The sequence below is a fragment of the Thermoleptolyngbya sp. M55_K2018_002 genome (genome assembly GCF_015295965.1).
Taxonomy (GTDB): Bacteria; Cyanobacteriota; Cyanobacteriia; order Elainellales; family Elainellaceae; genus Thermoleptolyngbya; species Thermoleptolyngbya sichuanensis.
The window spans coordinates 1-19307 of sequence record NZ_DVEA01000226.1; the positions used below are offsets into that span (position 1 = coordinate 1).

The 19307-nt window shown below is 56.9% G+C and carries 16 protein-coding genes and 1 pseudogene; 13 read left to right on the plus strand and 4 right to left on the minus strand.

Annotated features, from left to right (window positions below):
• Window positions 1-75: 75 nt before the first annotated feature.
• Window positions 76-156, plus strand: a complete 81-nt coding sequence (locus IGS51_RS22365; protein ID WP_367279320.1) for a PEP-CTERM sorting domain-containing protein — start codon at window positions 76-78, stop codon at window positions 154-156.
• 475 nt (window positions 157-631) lie between these two features.
• Entirely contained in the window at window positions 632-2587 is a 1956-nt protein-coding gene (locus IGS51_RS11110; protein ID WP_297078459.1) for a serine/threonine-protein kinase, read from the plus strand.
• Between the two features lie 134 nt (window positions 2588-2721).
• Here IGS51_RS11110 and IGS51_RS11115 read toward each other — a convergent pair whose 3' ends face one another.
• Window positions 2722-3648, minus strand: a complete 927-nt coding sequence (locus IGS51_RS11115; RefSeq protein ID WP_297078460.1) for an ADP-ribosylglycohydrolase family protein — start codon at window positions 3646-3648, stop codon at window positions 2722-2724.
• Between the two features lie 45 nt (window positions 3649-3693).
• Entirely contained in the window at window positions 3694-5085 is a 1392-nt protein-coding gene (gene dnaA / locus IGS51_RS11120; RefSeq protein ID WP_297078461.1) for a chromosomal replication initiator protein DnaA, read from the minus strand.
• 753 nt (window positions 5086-5838) lie between these two features.
• On the opposite strand from dnaA, the gene holA reads away from it, so the two are divergent.
• The 4 genes and pseudogenes from holA (at window position 5839) to fmt (ending at window position 9034) form a co-directional block, all read left to right on the plus strand.
• Complete coding sequence (gene holA / locus IGS51_RS11125; protein WP_297078462.1) at window positions 5839-6834, plus strand: DNA polymerase III subunit delta; 996 nt, start codon at window positions 5839-5841, stop codon at window positions 6832-6834.
• A gap of 194 nt (window positions 6835-7028) precedes the next feature.
• A complete protein-coding gene (locus IGS51_RS11130; protein WP_297078463.1) occupies window positions 7029-7508 on the plus strand; it encodes a DUF4168 domain-containing protein in 480 nt (159 codons plus the stop codon).
• Between the two features lie 30 nt (window positions 7509-7538).
• Complete coding sequence (locus IGS51_RS11135) at window positions 7539-7799, plus strand: hypothetical protein (protein WP_068515540.1); 261 nt, start codon at window positions 7539-7541, stop codon at window positions 7797-7799.
• Window positions 7800-8042: 243 nt separating this feature from the next.
• Window positions 8043-9034, plus strand: a pseudogene (fmt, locus tag IGS51_RS11140) (methionyl-tRNA formyltransferase).
• Window positions 9035-9216: 182 nt separating this feature from the next.
• Here the strand turns inward: fmt and IGS51_RS11145 are convergent.
• Window positions 9217-9687, minus strand: coding sequence for a tetratricopeptide repeat protein (locus IGS51_RS11145; protein WP_172357138.1), 471 nt, complete (start codon window positions 9685-9687; stop codon window positions 9217-9219).
• A gap of 654 nt (window positions 9688-10341) precedes the next feature.
• Window positions 10342-10968: a hypothetical protein gene (locus IGS51_RS11150; RefSeq protein WP_297078465.1), complete on the minus strand. Its 627-nt coding sequence runs from the start codon at window positions 10966-10968 to the stop codon at window positions 10342-10344.
• Window positions 10969-11404: 436 nt separating this feature from the next.
• Between IGS51_RS11150 and IGS51_RS11155 the strand changes: the two genes are divergently transcribed.
• The 7 genes from IGS51_RS11155 to IGS51_RS11185 all read left to right on the plus strand — a co-directional run bounded on the left by IGS51_RS11155 (window position 11405) and on the right by IGS51_RS11185 (window position 19246).
• Window positions 11405-12736, plus strand: coding sequence for an NAD(P)/FAD-dependent oxidoreductase (locus IGS51_RS11155; protein ID WP_297078466.1), 1332 nt, complete (start codon window positions 11405-11407; stop codon window positions 12734-12736).
• Between the two features lie 224 nt (window positions 12737-12960).
• The gene (locus IGS51_RS11160) at window positions 12961-13458 is read left to right on the plus strand and encodes a DUF2231 domain-containing protein (RefSeq protein WP_367279321.1); all 498 of its coding nucleotides are present in this window, start codon (window positions 12961-12963) and stop codon (window positions 13456-13458) included.
• A complete protein-coding gene (locus IGS51_RS11165) occupies window positions 13459-14064 on the plus strand; it encodes a DUF2231 domain-containing protein (RefSeq protein WP_297078468.1) in 606 nt (201 codons plus the stop codon).
• A 56-nt stretch (window positions 14065-14120) separates the two neighbouring features.
• Entirely contained in the window at window positions 14121-15026 is a 906-nt protein-coding gene (locus IGS51_RS11170; RefSeq protein WP_297078469.1) for a cytochrome c oxidase subunit II, read from the plus strand.
• Window positions 15027-15188: 162 nt separating this feature from the next.
• Window positions 15189-16859: a cytochrome c oxidase subunit I gene (ctaD, locus tag IGS51_RS11175; protein ID WP_297078470.1), complete on the plus strand. Its 1671-nt coding sequence runs from the start codon at window positions 15189-15191 to the stop codon at window positions 16857-16859.
• A gap of 82 nt (window positions 16860-16941) precedes the next feature.
• The gene (locus IGS51_RS11180) at window positions 16942-17559 is read left to right on the plus strand and encodes a heme-copper oxidase subunit III (protein ID WP_297078471.1); all 618 of its coding nucleotides are present in this window, start codon (window positions 16942-16944) and stop codon (window positions 17557-17559) included.
• A gap of 172 nt (window positions 17560-17731) precedes the next feature.
• The gene (locus tag IGS51_RS11185; RefSeq protein ID WP_297078472.1) at window positions 17732-19246 is read left to right on the plus strand and encodes a GMC oxidoreductase; all 1515 of its coding nucleotides are present in this window, start codon (window positions 17732-17734) and stop codon (window positions 19244-19246) included.
• Window positions 19247-19307 lie beyond the last annotated feature (61 nt).

The following is a 19307-nucleotide window of genomic DNA, read 5'->3' on the forward strand; positions in this document are numbered from 1 at the left end:
CCGACACCCACGCCCACTCCAACGCCAACGCCAACCCCAACACCCACACCAACTCCGACCCCGACACCAGAACCCGTGCCCGAACCCTCAGCCGTTTTAGGGCTATTGGCGGTTTTGGGCGTTGGATATCGCCTGCAAAAAGGGCGATCGCGCTAGGAGACATTCCAGCCCAATACTGACCACAGGGCTACGGCTGAAAGGTATGCTGGTGGGCGATCGCTCGACTTTTAGGCGGGTTTATCCGAACCAGACGTGCGAACTTGTGTATAACTAATAAGTAGGTGCATCTGAGATATCCCGGATAAGTCAGTAGCCATCAGGTACTTGGCCTGTTCCGGGTGACCCGTTAGCTGGTCTTCCCGGTCGTTTTCTTTCCCACGGCGTGGGTCTGGCACTTTGTGGCGCATCTAACCTGTCGGTTGGGTCACTGGTCGAGTTGCTAACCGAATTCCTGTCAGAAGGATAAGCGTTTGACAAGCTGATCGAGCCATGTTGCTCTAGGCTTAGAATCGCGACGGGTTGAGGCTGCACCCGGTTGAAAGTCTGCCAGTCCCAGCCGATTCGGAATATCTATATATCGGGAGTGGCGACTCTGCGCTGCCGCCCGTCTATGCAAGATGAACCCTGCTGAATGAGCCGTTCGACTCCGCTTCTCAATTCGGATAAGCCCCTGGGTGGACGCTATCGTGTGCTGCGGCAACTGGGCACGGGCGGTTTCGGGCGCACCTATTTGGCAGAAGATCTGCACCTGCCAGGACATCCTCGCTGTGCGCTGAAGCACCTGAAGCCCCAGATCAACAGCGACGACACGCTATCGATGGCGCGACGCTGTTTTGAGACCGAAGCCCAAGTGTTGTATCGGCTGGGCGATCACGACCAAATTCCCCGGCTACTGGCTCACTTCGAGGAAGACCGCGAGTTTTACCTGGCGCAAGAGTTTATTGAAGGAGAGTCCATTGCCCGCGAATTGGTGGAGGGGCAGGTCTGGTCTGAGGGACGGGCGATCGCCCTGCTCAAGGACGTGCTGCAAGTGCTGTCATTTGTCCACGGGCAGCAGGTAATTCACCGCGACCTTAAACCCTCAAACCTGATTCGGCGGCGGGCCGACCAGCGGATTGTGCTGATCGACTTTGGCGCAGTGAAACAGGTCAGCGCCCAGGCCGCAGAAGCCGGAAGCACCAACCTCACGATTTCCATTGGCACTCAGGGCTACATGCCCAACGAGCAAATTGCAGGCAAACCCCGCTTTAGCAGCGACATCTACGCAGTTGGGGTGCTGGGCGTGCAGGCGGTGACAGGAGTGCATCCGCGACGGCTGGGGGAAGACACACGGGGAGAACTGGAGTGGCAGCATCTTGCGCCCCAGGCCAGTCCAGCCTTCAAAGAGGTGCTGGATCGCATGGTGCGGTATGACTTTCGCGATCGCTATAGCACAGCCGACGAAGCGCTGGCGGCCTTGGAAACCATCCCAGTCGAAGCGGAAATACCCATGCCGCCAGAGTTTGTGCCCTCAGCATCACCCGCTCGAATCGCAGACACGCCCACGGCGTTGACAGAATCCCTGGTTTATCCCAACAGCGCGGGCAGTAGCAGCGCGTCGGGATCGGTCGTGGCCCCAATGGAACTGCGGGAGGCAACGCAGGACGATATCGGCACGCAGATTCATCCGCCGTTGTCGCTGGATGAAACCATGATCAAGCCCCAGGCTGATCCGACGCGAGTGACTCGCGTTGAGTGGGTGGAGTCATCGACCGAGGCAGCCGATCACACAAACGTCCTGACCGACGTGATTCCTCGGCGAGACGATTCGGGGGCCATTCCTGCACCTCCCTCTACACCCAGTTCCTCCTGGCAGATGCTCCGGTGGACTCCGCTGGTGCTGCTGTCGGCGGTGGTGGCGATCGCCACGGCTACGTCGCTTTCGTCCTGGCTGGTGGTGCGCTGGTTAGAAAATCGCCCAGCAACCCCCGTCAGCAGTCCCGAAATGTCGCCCAGCCCTAGCCCAGCGGTCTCCCTCACGCCGACAGAACAGGCAGCCGCACTGCTAAACCAGGCCCAGCAAAAAGCACAGGACAATCGCCCGGACGAGGCGCTGTCGCTCTATAACGAGGCGATCGCCCTAGATCCCAAGCTGGTCGAAGCCTACGTGGGGCTATGTCAGGCGCTCAACGCCTTGCAGCGCCCTGAAGAAGCCATCGTATCTTGCAACGATGCCCTGGCCTATCGCCCAAACGACCCCGCCGCGCAACTGGGCAAGGGGGACGCGCTGCTACTGCAAAACCGCACCTATGAAGCACTTCAGGTGTATGAGTCTGTTTCCAAACAGCATCCCGAAAACGCGAACGGCTGGGTCAAGCAGGGCGTGGCGCTGCAAAAGCTGGGTCGGTCTTCGGAAGCGCTAGTGGCGCTGGACAAAGGCATTGGACTCTTTCGCAACTCGCCCGAAGCCTGGAGGACGCGGGGTGCTGCCCTGGTAACGCTGCGCCGCTACAGCGATGCAGTCATCGCGCTTGACAAGGCCCTCCAACTCGACCCCGACGACGCTACCGCAAAGGCACTCCGCCAGCGGGCCGCCCAATCTCGGTAACCGTCCTCCCGCTCCGCTCTTCCCTCTTCGTTCTTCCCTCTTCGTTCTTCGTTCTTTCCTCTTCGTTCTTCCCTCCTCCCTCTTCGTTCTTTCCATCAACACGCCCCCCACTCTCAGTAACCGTCCTGCCGACCTCAGCGGGGACGGAGTTTGCCAGCCGGCGCGACCACCCAGCCCCGATGGGGGAGTTTGCCACCCTGAAGCGTGGGCACATAAATCCCGGCCCAGGCGGCGAAAAGCATGGCGGCCAGCGAATCTATCGCTGATTCTGGAATTCCCCACAGGGCGGCAATACTACCCGCCCGATGCGCCTGCCCGCGCCACGTAGCAGGCAGTCCGCTGCTGCCGTTCCTGGCTCCACAGAATGCGCCCACCAGCGCACAGGTCAGCGGTGAGGGACTGATTTGCGCGGCCCGTCGCAGGGCGATCGCCGCATCGTTCGGCGTAGACAAAAAGCAGTAAAGCGCCAGACAGAGCGGCAAATACTCCGCTGGCGTTTCGGCAAACAGGGTGTGACGGGCGATCGCCCGTGAGTCTTGCTGAGCCGCGATATGCACCCGCTGAAGCGCAGTCGTCAGATCCGGCGCAATGGGCAGTAAGTCTTGAGCAGCGATCGCCCGTTCGATTAGCAACCGGGGCAGTTGGTCGGCGTGCATCGCCTGCGACACCAGTTCCCCAACGGCCAGCGCCACCGACTGTGACGACGCAGGCGCATTCAGCCGCTGCAAGTGCGATCGCAATTGTTCGGGATGGTCATGCGTATAGAGCGCCAGGGGCAACGTGGCGATCGCCAGCGCGGCAGGATGACCCAGAATTGCCGACGGCAGCACCACCGACTGCTGGGGCCGATGAATCAACCCTTCGCCCAGGCTTAGCACAGATTTCCCCAGCCCTGCCGCTAGATCAGGTGGCGAGTCATGCGGCGCAGGCGGATCAAAACCCCAGCGCTCGACCTGCCGCCAGTCCGGCTGTCCCTGCGCCTGTGCGTTTGCCCCTAGCACCTGGCCCAGGGCCGCCCCCAGCAGCGCTCCCCGATACTGATTCAGCAGGCGATCGCCCATTCGCGTCTTTCCCCCACCGCTCCCACAGCCCTCATCGCATTTGGGCTAGCGGGCAGAACTCTTGGACGATCCCGACAACCCAATGCGATCGCTCAACTGGCGCAGCGTCCGCGACAGTTCCACATCGGTTTCCTTGAGCTGAGCAATTTTCTCACAGCTATAGAGGACGGTCGTATGATCCTTGCCGCCAAACACCTCGCCAATCTTGGGCAGGCTGAGATCGGTATGCTGCCGCATCAGGAACATGCCCACCTGACGCGCAATGCTGATTTCACGGCGACGGGAACTGCCCTTCAGGTCTTCGATGGGCACGTCAAAGGTTTCCGCCACAGCCATCATCACGGCTTCTGGAGAAGCCTCGATCTGGTCATTAGACGGGTTCAGCACGGGCGCGATGGTTTCCACGGTCATCGGCAAGCCCGAAATCGACACATAGGCCACCGCCCGAATCAGCGCCCCCTCCAGTTCTCGAATGTTGGACTTGTAGGTAGAGGCGATGTACTCAATCACCTCGCGGGGCAGGCGCATGTTTTCGTATTCTGCTTTTTTCTGCAAAATTGCCATGCGCGTTTCCAAATCGGGCGGCTGAATGTCAGAAATCAGCCCCATCGAAAAGCGTGAACACAGCCGCTCTTGCAGCCGGGGAATCTGACTGGGGGGGCGATCGCTCGCCAGCACCACCTGTTTCCCCGCCTCATACAGCGTGTTAAACGTATGGAAAAACTCTTCCTGGGTGTATTCCTTGCCCTCGATGAACTGGATATCGTCGATCAGCAGCACATCCACCAGGCGATATTGCTCCCGAAAGCTCTGCATGTTGTCCTTTCGGATGGCCGTGATCAAGTCATTGGTGAACTGCTCGGTAGACACATAAAACACCCGCGAATCGGGGTCGATTTCCTGGCGATAGTGCCCGATGGCCTGCATCAGGTGCGACTTGCCCAGCCCCACCCCGCCACAGAGAAACAGTGGATTAAACTCGCGCCCCGGCGACTCGGCCACCGCCAGCGAGGCCGCGTGGGCCATACGGTTGTTTGCCCCCACCACAAATCGAGAGAAAACGTAGCGCGGGTTTAGGTCAGAGGGCTTAGGGCGCTGCTTGGGAGCAGTCGATGGCTCGGTCAGCGCCTCAGTGGGCATGGGCCACAGCATGTCTCCCGGATCGACCATGCCTTCCCCGTCTTCTCCGTGGCGCACGGTGATCTGAATCTCAACCGGATGCCCCAGCAGTTCTTCAACAACCTCGTGAATGATTTTTAAGTAATGCTTTTGCAGCCAGCTTCGGGCAAAGGGGTTGGGCGTGCAGATGACGAGGGTATTCTCGTCCAGTTGCTCTGCGGTGGCAGACTTGATCCAGGTTTCAAACGTGGGGCGGCTCAGCTTTAGCTGGAGCTGCTCCAATACTTCGGTCCAAAAGGTTTCTAGCACGACTTCCACGTTTGCTTTTCTCCCAGGTGAATTGCCCAAAATGCAGCGACCCCACCCTGATGGTTGCGGACTGACACATTGCAGCCTGAGATGTTGCAGGTCTAGACGATTCCAGACTGAACAACACCCAGCGCTCCCTCAGCAGTTCGGACTTGGCAGATGGCGGCTAGCGAGGTATCAGGTCTCTGGATCCCCTCTGGATCTCCATAGGATCTCTCAAGCTCTCTCTAGAGCGACAGCCCCAGGCAGGGCGACAGCCCCCAGAACAGCCCCCAGAACAGCCCCAGAGACAGCAGCACTGGCCGCAGGCAGTTTGCCCAAAGCCAGCCCCTCTTTTTACCAGCTTAACTAGACTACTAGATGTGCCGTGAGATTGTTATACAAATTCCATATATAGGGATTGGTGAATAAACGCAAAAAACTGTATGCCTTCATCAAGAACTGTAGCCTGTGTTTTCTTGACACGCCGCTTCTGGAAAAATCTTGTAACGCTGCCGATCGACCTGTGAGGTCGTGCCCTATAGTGCACGGCCCGTCCTTGACCTGAAATCCCTGGCTGGCAGGACTCCGCTTGACAAGTTTGAAAATTAATTAAATTAGTAACTACTCAGGATGCCCTCACCCCAACCCCTCTCCCAGAGCGGAAGAAGGGCTAAGACCAGGGTTTCGTCCCCCTTCTCCCCATTTGGGAGAAAAGGCTAGGGGATGAGGGCGAACGGTAGCCTGAGTAGTTACTTAAATTATTGAAAACCCATTGACCCAATGCCCATCTATCTGTTTTGGGGGGATGACGAATACGCCATGCAGCAGGCCGTGAAAGATCTGCGCGATCGCACGCTTGATCCCAACTGGGCCAGCTTTAACTACGACAAGATTCCCCCAGAGCAGCCCGACGGCGTGATCCAGGCGCTCAACCAAGCCATGACTCCCCCCTTCGGCATGGGGCAGCGGCTGGTCTGGCTGGCGGAAACAACCCTCTGCCAGCGTTGCTCAGAAGACCTGCTGGCGGAGCTATCGCGGACGCTGCCAGAGATCCCCGACAGCACCGTGCTATTGCTGACCAGCAGCAGCAAGCCCGACGGCCGCGCCAAATCCACCAAGCTGCTGCAAAAACATGCCGAGATTCGCGAATTTGCGGCGATCGCCCCCTGGCAGACCGACCAGATCGTGCAGCGCGTGCGCCAGGTGGCCCAGTCCACAGGCATAAAGCTCACCCCTGGCGCGGCCCAACTGCTGGCCGAGGCGATTGGCAACGATACTCGCCGACTGCACAACGAGCTAGAAAAGCTGCACCTCTTTTCAGGCGGCAACAAGCCCATCGACGAAGGGGCGATCGCCCTACTGGTCAGCGCCTCTGCCCAAAACAGCCTGAAGCTGGCTGAGGCGATTCGCCTGGGCGACACGGGTCGCGCCATTTCTCTAGTAGCTGACCTGTTTGCCCGCAATGAACCTGCGCTGCGAATCGTGGCGACGCTGGTGGGGCAGTTTCGCACTTGGCTGTGGGTCAAGCTCATGACCGAATCGGGTGAACGAGACAACGCGGCGATCGCCCGTGCCGCCGACATCGCCAACCCCAAGCGCATTTACTTTTTGCAGCAAGACGTGCGGGCGATCGCCCTCTATCGATTGCAGCAAAGCCTGCCGCTGCTGCTCCAGCTCGAAGCCGGGCTAAAACACGGTGCAGACGAGCGCGTGCTGATGCAAAGCAAAGTCATTGAACTCTGTCAGGTGTTTAGCGGCTCCGGCCAGCGCAGCTAGGGCCTCGTCGGGCAATCGGCCAAAAACCTACTTGCATCAAAAAATATGGAGCATCCTTCTAAAACTTGGGCGAACTTGGGCGATCGCAGGAACAACCCTCGCATAAAATAATTCAGAATAAGCGGATGGCTAAAACAGGTTACGCCTAACATTAACCATTCTTCCTTGTGTTTACAGGCTTGTTCAAAACTCCTATGACTCACTTTTTGATTCCTTCTCGACCAAAGCGCCGCCTCACCATGCCGCTGCTGACGGGTGCGCTGTCTCTGGCGGGGCTGCTGCTGGGCTGGGTTCCCGATGTTCAGGTCTCGACGGGTTCCGTCAAACTGAGCAACGCAGCCCTGGCCCAGGCAGCCGTTTCTACTGGCGAAATTCGCAGCTATGCGGCCTCAGTGCTGGAAATCGAACCCTATCGACAGCAGGCAGTGCAGGCCATTCAAAGCGCAGGCGCACCCCTGCCCTCGCTGATGTGTACCCAATCCAACGACCTCCGCAGTTTGCCCCGCAATATCCGCCAAATTGTGGCAGACTTTTGCACCCAGTCTGTTACGGTGGTGCAAGGCAATGGCATGACCATTGGACGGTTCAACGAGATTACGGCAATGCAGCAGAGCAATCCCAACCTCGCCGCCCAGATTCGTCAGGCCATCGTTGAGATTCGTCGTCAGCGCTAAACCTCGTCATCAAAAGGGACGTTAGAGCCAATGCCACGCTTCCAGCCTTACACCTTGCAAATGCAGATTAGCCGCATGTTCCAGGACGGACAGGGCTTTTTTGCCACCACCAAAGTGCAAGACTGGCTGCGAGAGCGCAACGAAAACCCAGATGATTACGAAATCTCCTTCCGCCAGTATCCGGCCCCCCCGGAGTCTGGCCTGGTGATGATGACTGATGTAGAACTGCGCCGCAAAGACGGCCAGCCTGTGGACGAGTGGCTGCAACAGGAAGTGAATCGACACGGCTGAGCGAACGCTCCAAAGCCAGGGCAGCAGCGCCAAGGACTGTCAAACCTGGAGCCTGCGCCAACGTGTCGTTAAATGGTCGTGAAATGGTCGTGATGATCCGTGATGGTCATTAACGTGATGATCGTTATCGCCGTTACCGTCGTTAAACAATTGTGAAATAGTTGTGAACTAGTTGTGGGGCAAACGCCCCAGCCCCCACGACCGCCCGACGGCCACCCGATCGCCCCTTCTCTGGTTTGCGCCATGCGTCTTGTGTTTTTTGGTACGCCGCAGTTTGCAGTGCCCTCGCTAGAGCGACTGCTCGGTCAGTCCGGCGTTGAGGTGCTGGCAGTGGTGACTCAGCCCGATAAGCGACGGGGGCGCGGCAGTGAGCTAGTTCCGTCTCCCGTCAAGGCGATCGCCCTCCAGCACGACCTGCCCATCTGGCAGCCAGCCCGCATCAAAAAAGATGCCGAAACCCTGGAAAACCTACGCCGCACCCAGGCCGATGCGTTCATCGTCGTCGCCTACGGACAAATCCTGTCCCCCGAAATTCTTGACATGCCCCGCCTCGGCTGCATCAACGCCCACGGGTCACTGTTGCCCAAGTATCGCGGGGCTGCGCCAATCCAGTGGAGCCTGTATCATGGCGAAACCGAAACGGGGATCACCACTATGCTGATGGATGCAGGCATGGACACTGGGCCCATGCTGCTGAAGGCCACCACGCCCATCGGCTGGTTTGACCATGCCCACGACCTCGCCACGGTGCTGGCAAAGCAGGCAGCCGACCTGCTCATCGACACGCTGCTGGGGCTAGACCAAGGCAAGGTTCAGCCCATCCCGCAGGACGACGCGCAGGCCACCTACGCACCGCTGATCCAAAAGCAAGACTATTGGCTGGACTGGAACCGGGGGGCGATCGCCCTTCATAACCAGGTGCGCGGTTTCTACCCAAACTGCCTCACCCACTTCCGCGGGCAGCCGCTCAAGGTACTCTCACAGCCCCAGACTCGCCCATCCCCGACTCGGTTCAGTCCCTCCGGGTAGACTGGCAGCCCCGCCTCGCCGCCCCCGAAGCCCCCGGCACGATCGTCGGGCTGCTCAAGCATCACGGCGTTTTGGTGAATACGTCGGACGGGCTGCTGCTGCTGCTGACTGTGCAGCCGTCTGGGAAACGCCCCCAAAGCGGCTGGGACTGGGCCAATGGAACCAGACTGGCGATCGGCGATTCCTTCACCTCTTCACCCGCCTGATCCCCAGCGCTGACCCCGACGATCCGACTATCTATCCGACCACGCAGACTCCTCAAACAGGGCCACCTGCGAAATCGCTGAACACTCTGCGCTGAAGGCTTTGCGAAGTCTTTGAATTGTCTATCCAAGAATTGGCTATCCAAAAGCGCCAATCCAAAATCCAAAATCCCGATCCCGCAGTTCTAGCTCAGCCTTGCCGTACATTCCAGGATCATCTTTTGATTTTCCAGCGCGTAGGGCTGAATCTCCAGCGCTTGCCGGAAGGCGTGAATAGCCGCCATATATTGCTTCAGCGCCATGTGGCAGAGTCCTTGCCCATGCATTGCGCCAAAGTGAATCGGGTTTAGCGCCAGCACTTGCTCACAATCGGCCAGAGACTTTTGATACTGTCCACAGATGTAGTGCAGCACGGCCCGACGGTTCCAGGCTTCGGCAAAATCGGGCAGGTCAGCAATTACATCCGTCAAGACTTGCTCTGCATGGCCATATTCGCCTGCATCGATGAGCGTCTGGCTGCGCTCCAGCAGTTCTAACCCTCTTGCACCCTTTTGCGTAAACCAGAGCCGCCAAAGCTCGTGCGTAGCAGCATCGCGAATTGATTCATCAGGATCTTTCAAATTCTCCAATAAAGATTGAATCAAGGTGTTGTCCATGACTAAACAGGGATTAAAGGTCTTGATTGAGATCAGCATCCGCAGCCGAGGCAGTTTGCAGACGGCCAGGCAGTCAATCTTTAACATTAGTGCAGCAGGACTGCATCAAGGGAAATTGCATCAAGGAAACTGGATTAAGATCGGCTTTGCCGAGAGCAACGAGGATTCTTCGGAACAGATTGCCAGTCTGGTCTGTGAGTCAGGCTTAGTCAGGCTTCGTATCTCAAGCCCTTGGATCAGGCCTCTGTATCCGTTATCCTGCATTTTTAAACTTTTGTCTGCCTTAAAATACGCTAGATGCACCTGCGGATGCTTGAAAAGCATTGACCTGCAAGGGATGCAGGACTCAGATTAACTTTGACTAAACAGTTCTTTACAAATGGGCTGTACTTGACTTTTCGGCTTGCAGTGTAGCCTTTCGTGAGGGCGATCGCCCTGACCACGCAGATAGAAGACCGCGAACATTGCCCCACTCTGTAGATAGAATCCTCAGATAGAATCCTCGCAAATCGTTGCAATGGAGCAGGGCGAGTGGAGAAGTTCCTTAAAATCACTCATTCTTCACTGTGACAAACGTCCACTCGGTTTGACGTATATCTCTGGTTAGAAATTTCGTCCTGACTGCTCTGCCACGGTCAAACTTCATCGCAGCATTTATCGCAGCATTTGTCGCTGAAACTCTTCCAGGTTTCGCATCAGGGGCGTTCCAGCAGCGACGGTCTGCATCCAGCGCCCGACATTGTTAATCGGACGGCCGATGGTGCGCTGAAGCACCTGCACCACCAGCCAGCCCAGCGCCCCGCACCAGAATGCCTGCCACGTGTCGATGCCCAGCACGGTGGTCATACCCGTCAAAAACGCCAGAAACGTCCAGATTGACAGCAGGATGTAGATGGGCACGCCGAAATAGGGCAGCGCCACCCAGAGGCTGAGCAGTTGCGGTGCGTAGGCAAGGCTGAGCGTTAGCCCGACCTGTCGCCAACTGGCATCTGAAGTAAACAAAAGATGCTGTACGACCAGCGTACTGGCTCCCCAAAACAGCCAGCCAAAGGCAAACAGCAGCGTGCTGATCAGCAGGCTAATGACAAATCGCAAGGGGCTGACTCGGTTGATAAACAGGATGATGCTCTGGGCTAGGGACTGCGAGAAGGCAGCCAGCAGGATGATGCAGAGGGCGATCGCTTCGCCATCGGGTGAGGCTTGTAGGCGTAGGAAGCTCTGGGGATCAAGGGCGATCGCCCCTCTAACCAGGTCTAGAAATAGCGAAAACCAGGATGGCATCATGCGATCTACCGACGATCTGTAGAAACCCAAATTTTGAGGAAGTCTAAAGCTTTAGAGACATGCTCTCAGGTTTTAGCAATTCCTAAGCAATTCCTAAATTTCTACAAAGCCTTGTTGTAACAATACTTTGGCGTGATGAGGAATACATGCTCCGCTCATTTCACATTGCATAATACTCTCAAAAACGGAGCCCGCTGTTACGAATTGGTATACGAGTTTAGCAACAGGTTAGCAACAGGATAGACAATGCGGGCTATCGGGATAATCCAGAGATTCTGACGCATTTGAGCGGTTGGTTTGGCTGTCGGTTCTTTGAGTCGGTTTGCTGTTCAGGCACGAGCATCATCAGGTCTTTAGGCAGCTCCTCTAGGATTTTATGAGTACTATTTCAACTATTTCAACAGACTTAACGGAAGCAGCGTCGAAGTCCGATATGAAGGCCGATATAAAGGGCGATCGCCCTGATACGCTTCCCCGCGTGGTCATCGTCGGGGGCGGGTTTGCTGGCATCGAGGCAGCGCGGGCCCTAGCTCGCTCTCCGGTGCAGGTGACGGTGATCGACCGCACCAATCATCACCTGTTTCAGCCGCTGCTGTATCAGGTAGCGGCTGCGACGCTTTCGCCCAGCGATATCGCGTCCCCGATTCGTCAAATTTTGCGATCGCAAAAAAATGCAACTGTGGCCATGGCCGAGGTGACGGGTGTTGATCCCGAACGGCAGTTGGTCTTCATGGGCGATCGCACGTTGCCCTACGACTATCTGGTTTTGGCAACGGGCGCACAGCAGACATATTTTGGCAAAGACGAATGGGCGGCGATCGCGCCAGGGCTAAAAAGTGTGCTGGATGCTGTACAAATCCGCGATCGCGTCCTGCGCTCCTTTGAGCAAGCCGAACTTCAAGGCGACGCGCAGCAGTGTTCTGATATTCTGACGTTTGTGCTGGTGGGCGCAGGCCCCACAGGGGTAGAACTGGCGGGCACCATTGCCGAAATGGCCCGGCTGACCCTCAAATCAGAGTTCCGCCGCATTGATCCCGCCTGCATCCGCGTCATCCTGGTACAAGCCGGCCCGCGCATTTTGCCTGCCTTCTCAGAACACCTCTCCGCCGAAGCGCAAAAAGCACTGGAAGACCTGGGCGTAGAAGTGCGGCTGAATTGCCGAGTTGAAGATATCGACGAGGGCGGCGTAACGGTAGCTGGAGAACGGATTCCCTGCCGCAACGTCTTTTGGACAGCTGGGGTGCAGGCATCACCCGCAGGCAAGTGGCTCAACGCCGAGACGGATCGGGCGGGACGGGTTACAGTAAAGCCAGACCTCTCGGTGCCGCAGTATCCCAACGTGTTTGTGGTCGGAGACACCGCCCAGATGGAATCCGACGGCAAGCCCGTTCCGGGCCTGGCCCAGGCAGCCATGCAAAGCGGTCGCTATGCAGGACAGGTGATCGATGCCCGCGTTTGCGGCAAACCCGCACTGCCTCCCTTCCGCTACGTGGATCTGGGCAGCATGGCTACCATCGGGCGCAAGTTTGCCGTAATGCAGGTCGGCAACATTCAGTGGAGCGGGCTTCCGGCAAAGCTGGCCTGGCTTGTGGTTCACGTTGCCGTGCTAAATCAGCTTGAGAATCAGCTTTCGGTGCTGCTGCAATGGACCTGGACCTACTTGACCCGTGAGCGGGGTTCTCGCATTATCACAGTACCCGTGGGGTCGTCGCTCACTTCTCAAGCCTTGCCCCAGCCTATTTCAGACGCATCTGGGGTTGCCTGAATCCTGAAACTGCAAACCGTAGCAACCGACTCATTGAAACCACAGGTTGAAACCACAAGTGGGTTTACGATCTTCTTTCAATTTTCTTGACTGTTCCTTCATTTACTGTTTTTCCAAGGGTCCGCCCCCGATCCTGGTTTACATGTCCGGAGAACGCAATGGATTTGATATTTGCGATGCTTAAAATACCTCCACTGCTGACACTTAGCTGGTTTCCGCCAGTCATGCAGTTCAGCTTGCCTCCACTGAATGACCACAACCTGCCCTATCCCGACACCATGCATCCCATCGTGGTTCACTTTGTGATCGCGATGGCGCTGTTTGCGGTGTTGTGTGATGCGATCGCCTTTTTCACCAAAAATACCCGCCTCTATGAGGTGAGCTGGTGGAACCTGTTTTTTGCCACGCTCTCAATCTTTATCGCCATCATCTTTGGACAAGTCGAGGCAGGGCTGGCAGAACCCTACGATGCCGTAGTGCCCGTGCTAAACGCCCACACAGTTCTGGGCTGGTCGCTGTCGGCAATTCTGGCAGGCATGACGGCGTGGCGTTTCATCCTGCGATCGCGCGATCCGGGAAAACTGCCGATACCCTACCTGGGCGCGGGGCTGGTGCTGGCGGCGCTAGTGTTTGTGCAGGTCTACCTGGGCGACAAGCTGGTATGGGTCTACGGACTGCATACCGTGCCCGTAGTTGAGGCAATTCGCGAGGGAGTGCTGTAAATGAATCCAGAACTCCTCGAACAGATCGGATCACAGCTTGGCCCCAACGGATTGCCCTATAGCATCCCAATTCACCCCAACCTGGTTCACATCACCCTGGGCCTGTTCATCATCGGCATCGCCTTCGACTTCGCCGGAGCCTTCTTCCCGCTAGAAAAGTCCATCCTCAAGATGCTGTCGCTGACAGCAGTGCGCTCCAACTTTTTCGACGTGGGCTGGTATAACGTGCTGGCCTCAGCGATTGTCACCTTCTTTACCGTGGCAGCCGGCTTCTACGAAATCATGCTGGCAACGCCAGAAGCAGGCGTGAAAAGCGCCTGGGGTCTGGAAGCGATGCCCACCATGCTACTGCACGGGGTGGGCGGCGTGTTTTTGCTGGCAATTATCGTCGGCATGGCGGTGTGGCGCGGGTTCCAGCGCTTCGCCTGGCGCAAGGACATGGGTCGCCAGGTGCAGTGGAGCTACCTACTCGCAGGCGTTGCAGTGCTGGGCATCATGTTTGTCCACGGCACGCTAGGCGCACAGCTAGCCGCCGAGTTCGGGGTTCACATCACCGCCAGCGAACTGCTGCGAACAGGACAGAACCCCAACCTATTGCTGAAGTAGCAGCTAAAGTTAAGCTGCTGAAGTTAAGCTGCGGAGACAAGCGCGAAGGAGACACGATGAACCTGAAAACCATTGCCGGAATCGGAGTGTATGTCGCGATTCTGGTGGCAGCCAGCATTTGGGTTGGGCAGCAGGCCTATGGCTGGTTGCCACCCCAAGCCTCGGCCGAGTCAATGCTGATCGACGACCTATTTAGCCTGTTCTCTGCCATTGGCGCATTTATTCTGCTGGGCATCACAGGGCTGGTGCTTTATACCGTCTTCACCCAGAGCGTCAGCCGCTTCGACACCAGCGACGGCCCCCACATGGAGGGCAACGTTAAATTAGAGATCTTCTGGACAGCAGTGCCGCTGCTGCTGGTGTTTTTTCTAGCAGCCTACAGCTACCAGACCTATCAGCAGATGGCCGTGCGCGGGCCGATGGATCTAGTTCACCTGCACCACATGCCAGGCACCACACCCACAGCCTACGCCGCAGACCTGGAACCCGAACCTTTAGAGGAGGTAGAGGTCTACGCCAAGCAGTGGGCCTGGTCATTCCGCTATCCCAATGCGGGCGTGGTCAGCGCCGACCTGCATCTGCCCGTCAACAAGCGCGTGCGCCTGAGGATGACCGCAGATGAAGTGATTCACGGCTTCTACGTGCCTGCCTTTCGGCTGAAGCAAGACATCATGCCCAAACGCACGACGGAGTTTGAGTTTACGCCTGTGCGCGAAGGCACCTATCGGCTCAACGACTCCCAGTTCAGCGGCACCTATTTCGCCATAATGACGGCCAATGTAGTAGTGGAGTCGCCCGATTCCTATCGCCAGTGGCTCGCCAGCGCCGCTGCTCAGCCTGTCGTCCCCGCCGAAAACCCCGCCTACTCGGAATACACCAACAAACGGCTGAAGCGCTTTGGCGGCTGGAAGACGATCACCCCCGCACCGCCACCACTGGTCAATGCACTGGCAGAAGGCTAATTGAAAGAGTCGGAGAGACAAGAGAGCGATGTAGCCCTGCAAGGCCAGTCCCCAAACCCATCTCCAGACTCTTACCCTTCCAAAATAAAATCCAAAACCCAAAATCTAAAATCCAAAATCTAAAATCCTCCACTCGCCCCCACTGTTACCCCAGGCAGATTCATGACAAACGTCCCCGTTGAAGGAATTGCAATTCCCGAGATTGCCCATCCCGAACCGCAAAACAACTGGCGGAAATATTTCAGCTTCAGCACCGACCATAAGGTTATCGGCATTCAATACCTGGTCACGTCCTTCGTCTTTTTTCTCATCGGCGGCTTGCTGTCGATGGTGATTCGAGCCGAACTGATTACGCCCCAGGCGGATCTGATCGATCGCACGCTGTATAACAGCATGTTCACCATGCACGGCACGATCATGATCTTTTTGTGGATCTTTCCGTCGCTGGTGGGGCTGGCAAACTATCTTGTGCCGCTGATGATCGGGGCGCGAGATATGGCCTTTCCCCGGCTGAACGCAGCCGCCTTTTGGATGGTGCCCATCTTCGGCATCCTGCTGATGACCAGCTATTTCTTGCCCGCAGGCACGGCTCAGGCTGGCTGGTGGTCCTATCCCCCCGTTAGCACTCAAAACCCAACCGATAGCATCATCACGGGTGAATTTGTCTGGATTCTCGCTGTGGCGATTTCTGGCGTGTCTTCCATCATGGGCGCGGTTAATTTTGTGACAACGATTGTGCGGATGCGGGCACCGGGAATGACCTTCTTTCGGATGCCTGCCTATGTGTGGACGGTGTTCAGCGCTCAGATCATTCAGCTTGCTGCATTGCCTGCGCTGACAGCGGGTGCAATCATGTTGCTGTTCGACGCAGCAGCGGGCACAGCCTTTTTCAATCCCGATAGAGGCGGCAACCCAGTGCTGTTCCAACACTTCTTCTGGTTCTATTCGCACCCAGCGGTTTACGTCATGGTGTTGCCCATCTTCGGCGTGTTCTCGGAAATATTTCCGGTCTATTCGCGCAAGCCGCTGTTTGGCTACAAGGTGGTGGCCGTGTCGTCGCTGCTGATCACGACGGTCAGCGTGCTGGTTTGGGTTCACCATATGTACGCCAGCAACACACCAGGCTGGATGCGAATGCTGTTTATGGCAACAACCATGCTGGTGGCAGTGCCAACCGGGATTAAGGTGTTTGCCTGGGTCGCCACAATCTGGAAGGGTAAGCTACGGCTGGACACGCCCATGCTCTTTTGCCTGGGAGCGCTCATCATGTTTGTGTTCGCAGGAATTACAGGCGTAATGCTGGCTTCTGTACCGATTGACATTCATGTGAATAATACCTACTTTGTGGTAGGTCACTTTCACTACATCGTGTACGGCACGATTACGATGGGCATGTTTGCTGCCATCTATCACTGGTTCCCCAAGATGACCGGACGCATGTATTACGAGGGACTGGGTAAGCTACATTTTGCCCTGGCATTTATTGGGGTAAATCTGAACTTTTTCCCGATGCATCCGCTGGGCCTTCAGGGGATGGTGCGGCGTGTCTCCTCCTATGAGCCGGAGTATGCTTTTTGGAATGTGGTCGCCAGTATCGGAGCGTTCCTGCTGGGAATGTCTACGATTCCGTTCATTTTGAATATGGTGGGTGCTTGGGTGCAGGGCAAGCCTGCGCCAGACAACCCCTGGCGGGCGATCGGGCTGGAATGGCTGGTGTCGTCGCCGCCCCCGGTTGAGAACTTTGAAGAACTGCCCATTGTTGTGTCTGGGCCCTACGGCTATGGCAAGTCTGATCCGCTTGTGGAAAACGCCGCTGCTCTCAAAGAGGGCTAGGCTGGGCTGCGTAAATTAGCCCATTTGCTGGCTCATACTGGCTCATTCGCCGATTATTCATTCTCTAACCCCTTACCCGCCTATGGATAGCTCTATCTCAACCGAAAAACTGGATGGGGCGATCGCCCCTCACACCGCCCACGCCCACGAAGAAGACCACGCAGGCAACAGCATGTTTGGCTTCATCATCTTCCTGCTTTCGGAAAGCGTAATTTTCCTCAGCTTTTTTGCGGGCTATATCCTGGTGAAAACAACCACCCCCAACTGGCTGCCCGAAGGCGTTTCGGGGCTAGAGGTCTCAAAGCCTGCCATCAATACCGTCGTGCTGGTGGCCAGCAGCTTTGTCGCCTACTTCGCCGAGCGAGCGCTGAAAAAAGAGAATCTGCTGGTGTTTCGGCTGCTGTGGCTGCTGACGATGGCGATGGGTGCATACTTCCTGGTGGGTCAGGCGATCGAGTGGAGCGAACTGGAGTTTGGCTTTTCCGATGGCGTGTTTGGCGGGCTGTTTTACCTGCTGACGGGCTTCCACGGGCTGCACGTTCTCACGGGCATCTTACTGATGGGGATTATGCTGTTCAAGTCCTTTGTGCCTAATAACTATGCTGGAGGGCACACGGGCGTAGACGCAACCTCGCTGTTCTGGCACTTTGTGGATGTGATCTGGATTATCTTATTCATTCTGATCTACATCTGGCAGTAATGTTTCGGTAATGTTTCGGTGATGTTTCGGTGATGTTTTTGTAAGTGATGTTTTTGTTTTAGAGAGACGAGCGCAAATAGAGCAGGTGGGGATTTAGGTGGGGATTAAAGTACGCATCGCAAATCGATTGAGCAGTCCATTCCGCCATCAACGGGGCGACGAGGAGTAAGGCATGATTATCGACGACGCGCATTATGACGTAATTATTGTGGGAACGGGGGCGGGCGGCGGCACGCTGGCCCGAAAACTCGCACCCACAGGTAAGAAAATTCTGATTCTGGAACGCGGCGAAGTGATGCCGCTGGAGGAACAGAACCGCAGCAACGTCGATATTTTCAAAAAGGAACTCTATCACGCGCCGGAGCAGTGGTTTGACATTGCGGGGGAACCCTTTGCGCCCCAGACAAAGTATGCCGTCGGCGGCAACACCAAAATCTACGGCGCTGCTTTACTGCGAATGCGAGAGCGTGACTTTGAAGTGATGACGCATCACGAGGGCGTATCGCCAGAATGGTGCGTGAAATACGCTGACTTTGAACCGTACTACACCGAAGCCGAGAACCTCTATCAGGTGCATGGAACCGTGGGAGCCGATCCCACCGAGCCGCCCCACAGCGCCGACTATCCCTATCCCGCCGTAGGGCACGATCCGCAGATGGAGGAAGTGATTGGGGCGATCGCCGCTCAGTCCCTCCATCCTGCCTCGCTGCCGATGGCGCTAACCCGCCAAACCGACGACCCCACCAACGATTCCGAAGTCAGCGGCATCAACCCCGCCCTTCAGCATCCCAACGTCACCCTGAAAACGAGCGCAACGGTCACCTCGCTGCATACCAATCCCTCTGGCAAAGAAGTAAAAGCGGTTGAAGCTGAAATCGGCGGGCAGCCCTATCTGTTTTTGGGCGACATCATCGTGCTGGCCTGCGGTGCGATTAATACAGCGGCAGTGCTGCTGCGGTCATGCAGCGAAGCCTGTTCGCAAGGGCTGGCCAATAGCTCCGGGCTGGTCGGGCGCAACCTAATGAAGCATCGGCTATCGTCGGTGGTGCAACTTTCCAAGCCCAACAGCGGCAAGTTTCAGCGCAGCGTCTACGTCAACGATTTTTACTGGGGCGAAGAAGGATTTGACTACCCAATGGGGCACATTTACAACACGGGCGGTCTGCTGCAAGACATTATCTTCGCCGAGTCGCCACCTGTGCTGTCGGTGCTGGCCAAGATGATGCCGGGGTTTGGGCTACAACAGATGGCGACCCGCTCCATTGGCTGGTGGGTGCAGAGCGAAGACCTGCCCAGCGCCGACAACCGCGTGCGTGTAGACAGCAAAAAGCTTTACGTCGAGTATACGCCGAACAATACCGAACCCCATGAGCGTCTCGTTTATCGCTGGACAGAGGTGCTGAAAACGGCGGAAAAAGGCATGGACAAATCGCTACTCCAGATGAGCGGCCGCCATCCCAGCGGGGAAATGCCGCTGTCAGTGGTGGCTAACGCCTGCGGCACCTGTCGCTTTGGGGAAGATCCGGCGACCTCGGTTCTCAATCCCGACTGTCGCGCCCACGATGTCGATAATCTCTATATCGTAGACGGCAGCTTCTTCCCGTCGATTTCCGCCACCAGTCCGGCGCTGACGATTATGGCCAACGCGCTGCGGGTGGGCGATCGCCTGATCGAGCGCCTAAAATAAGCGCCTAAAAGGATGTTTGAAAAGTCCTACTGTTTGTAGCAAAGCGTGCAAGATCCCCCTA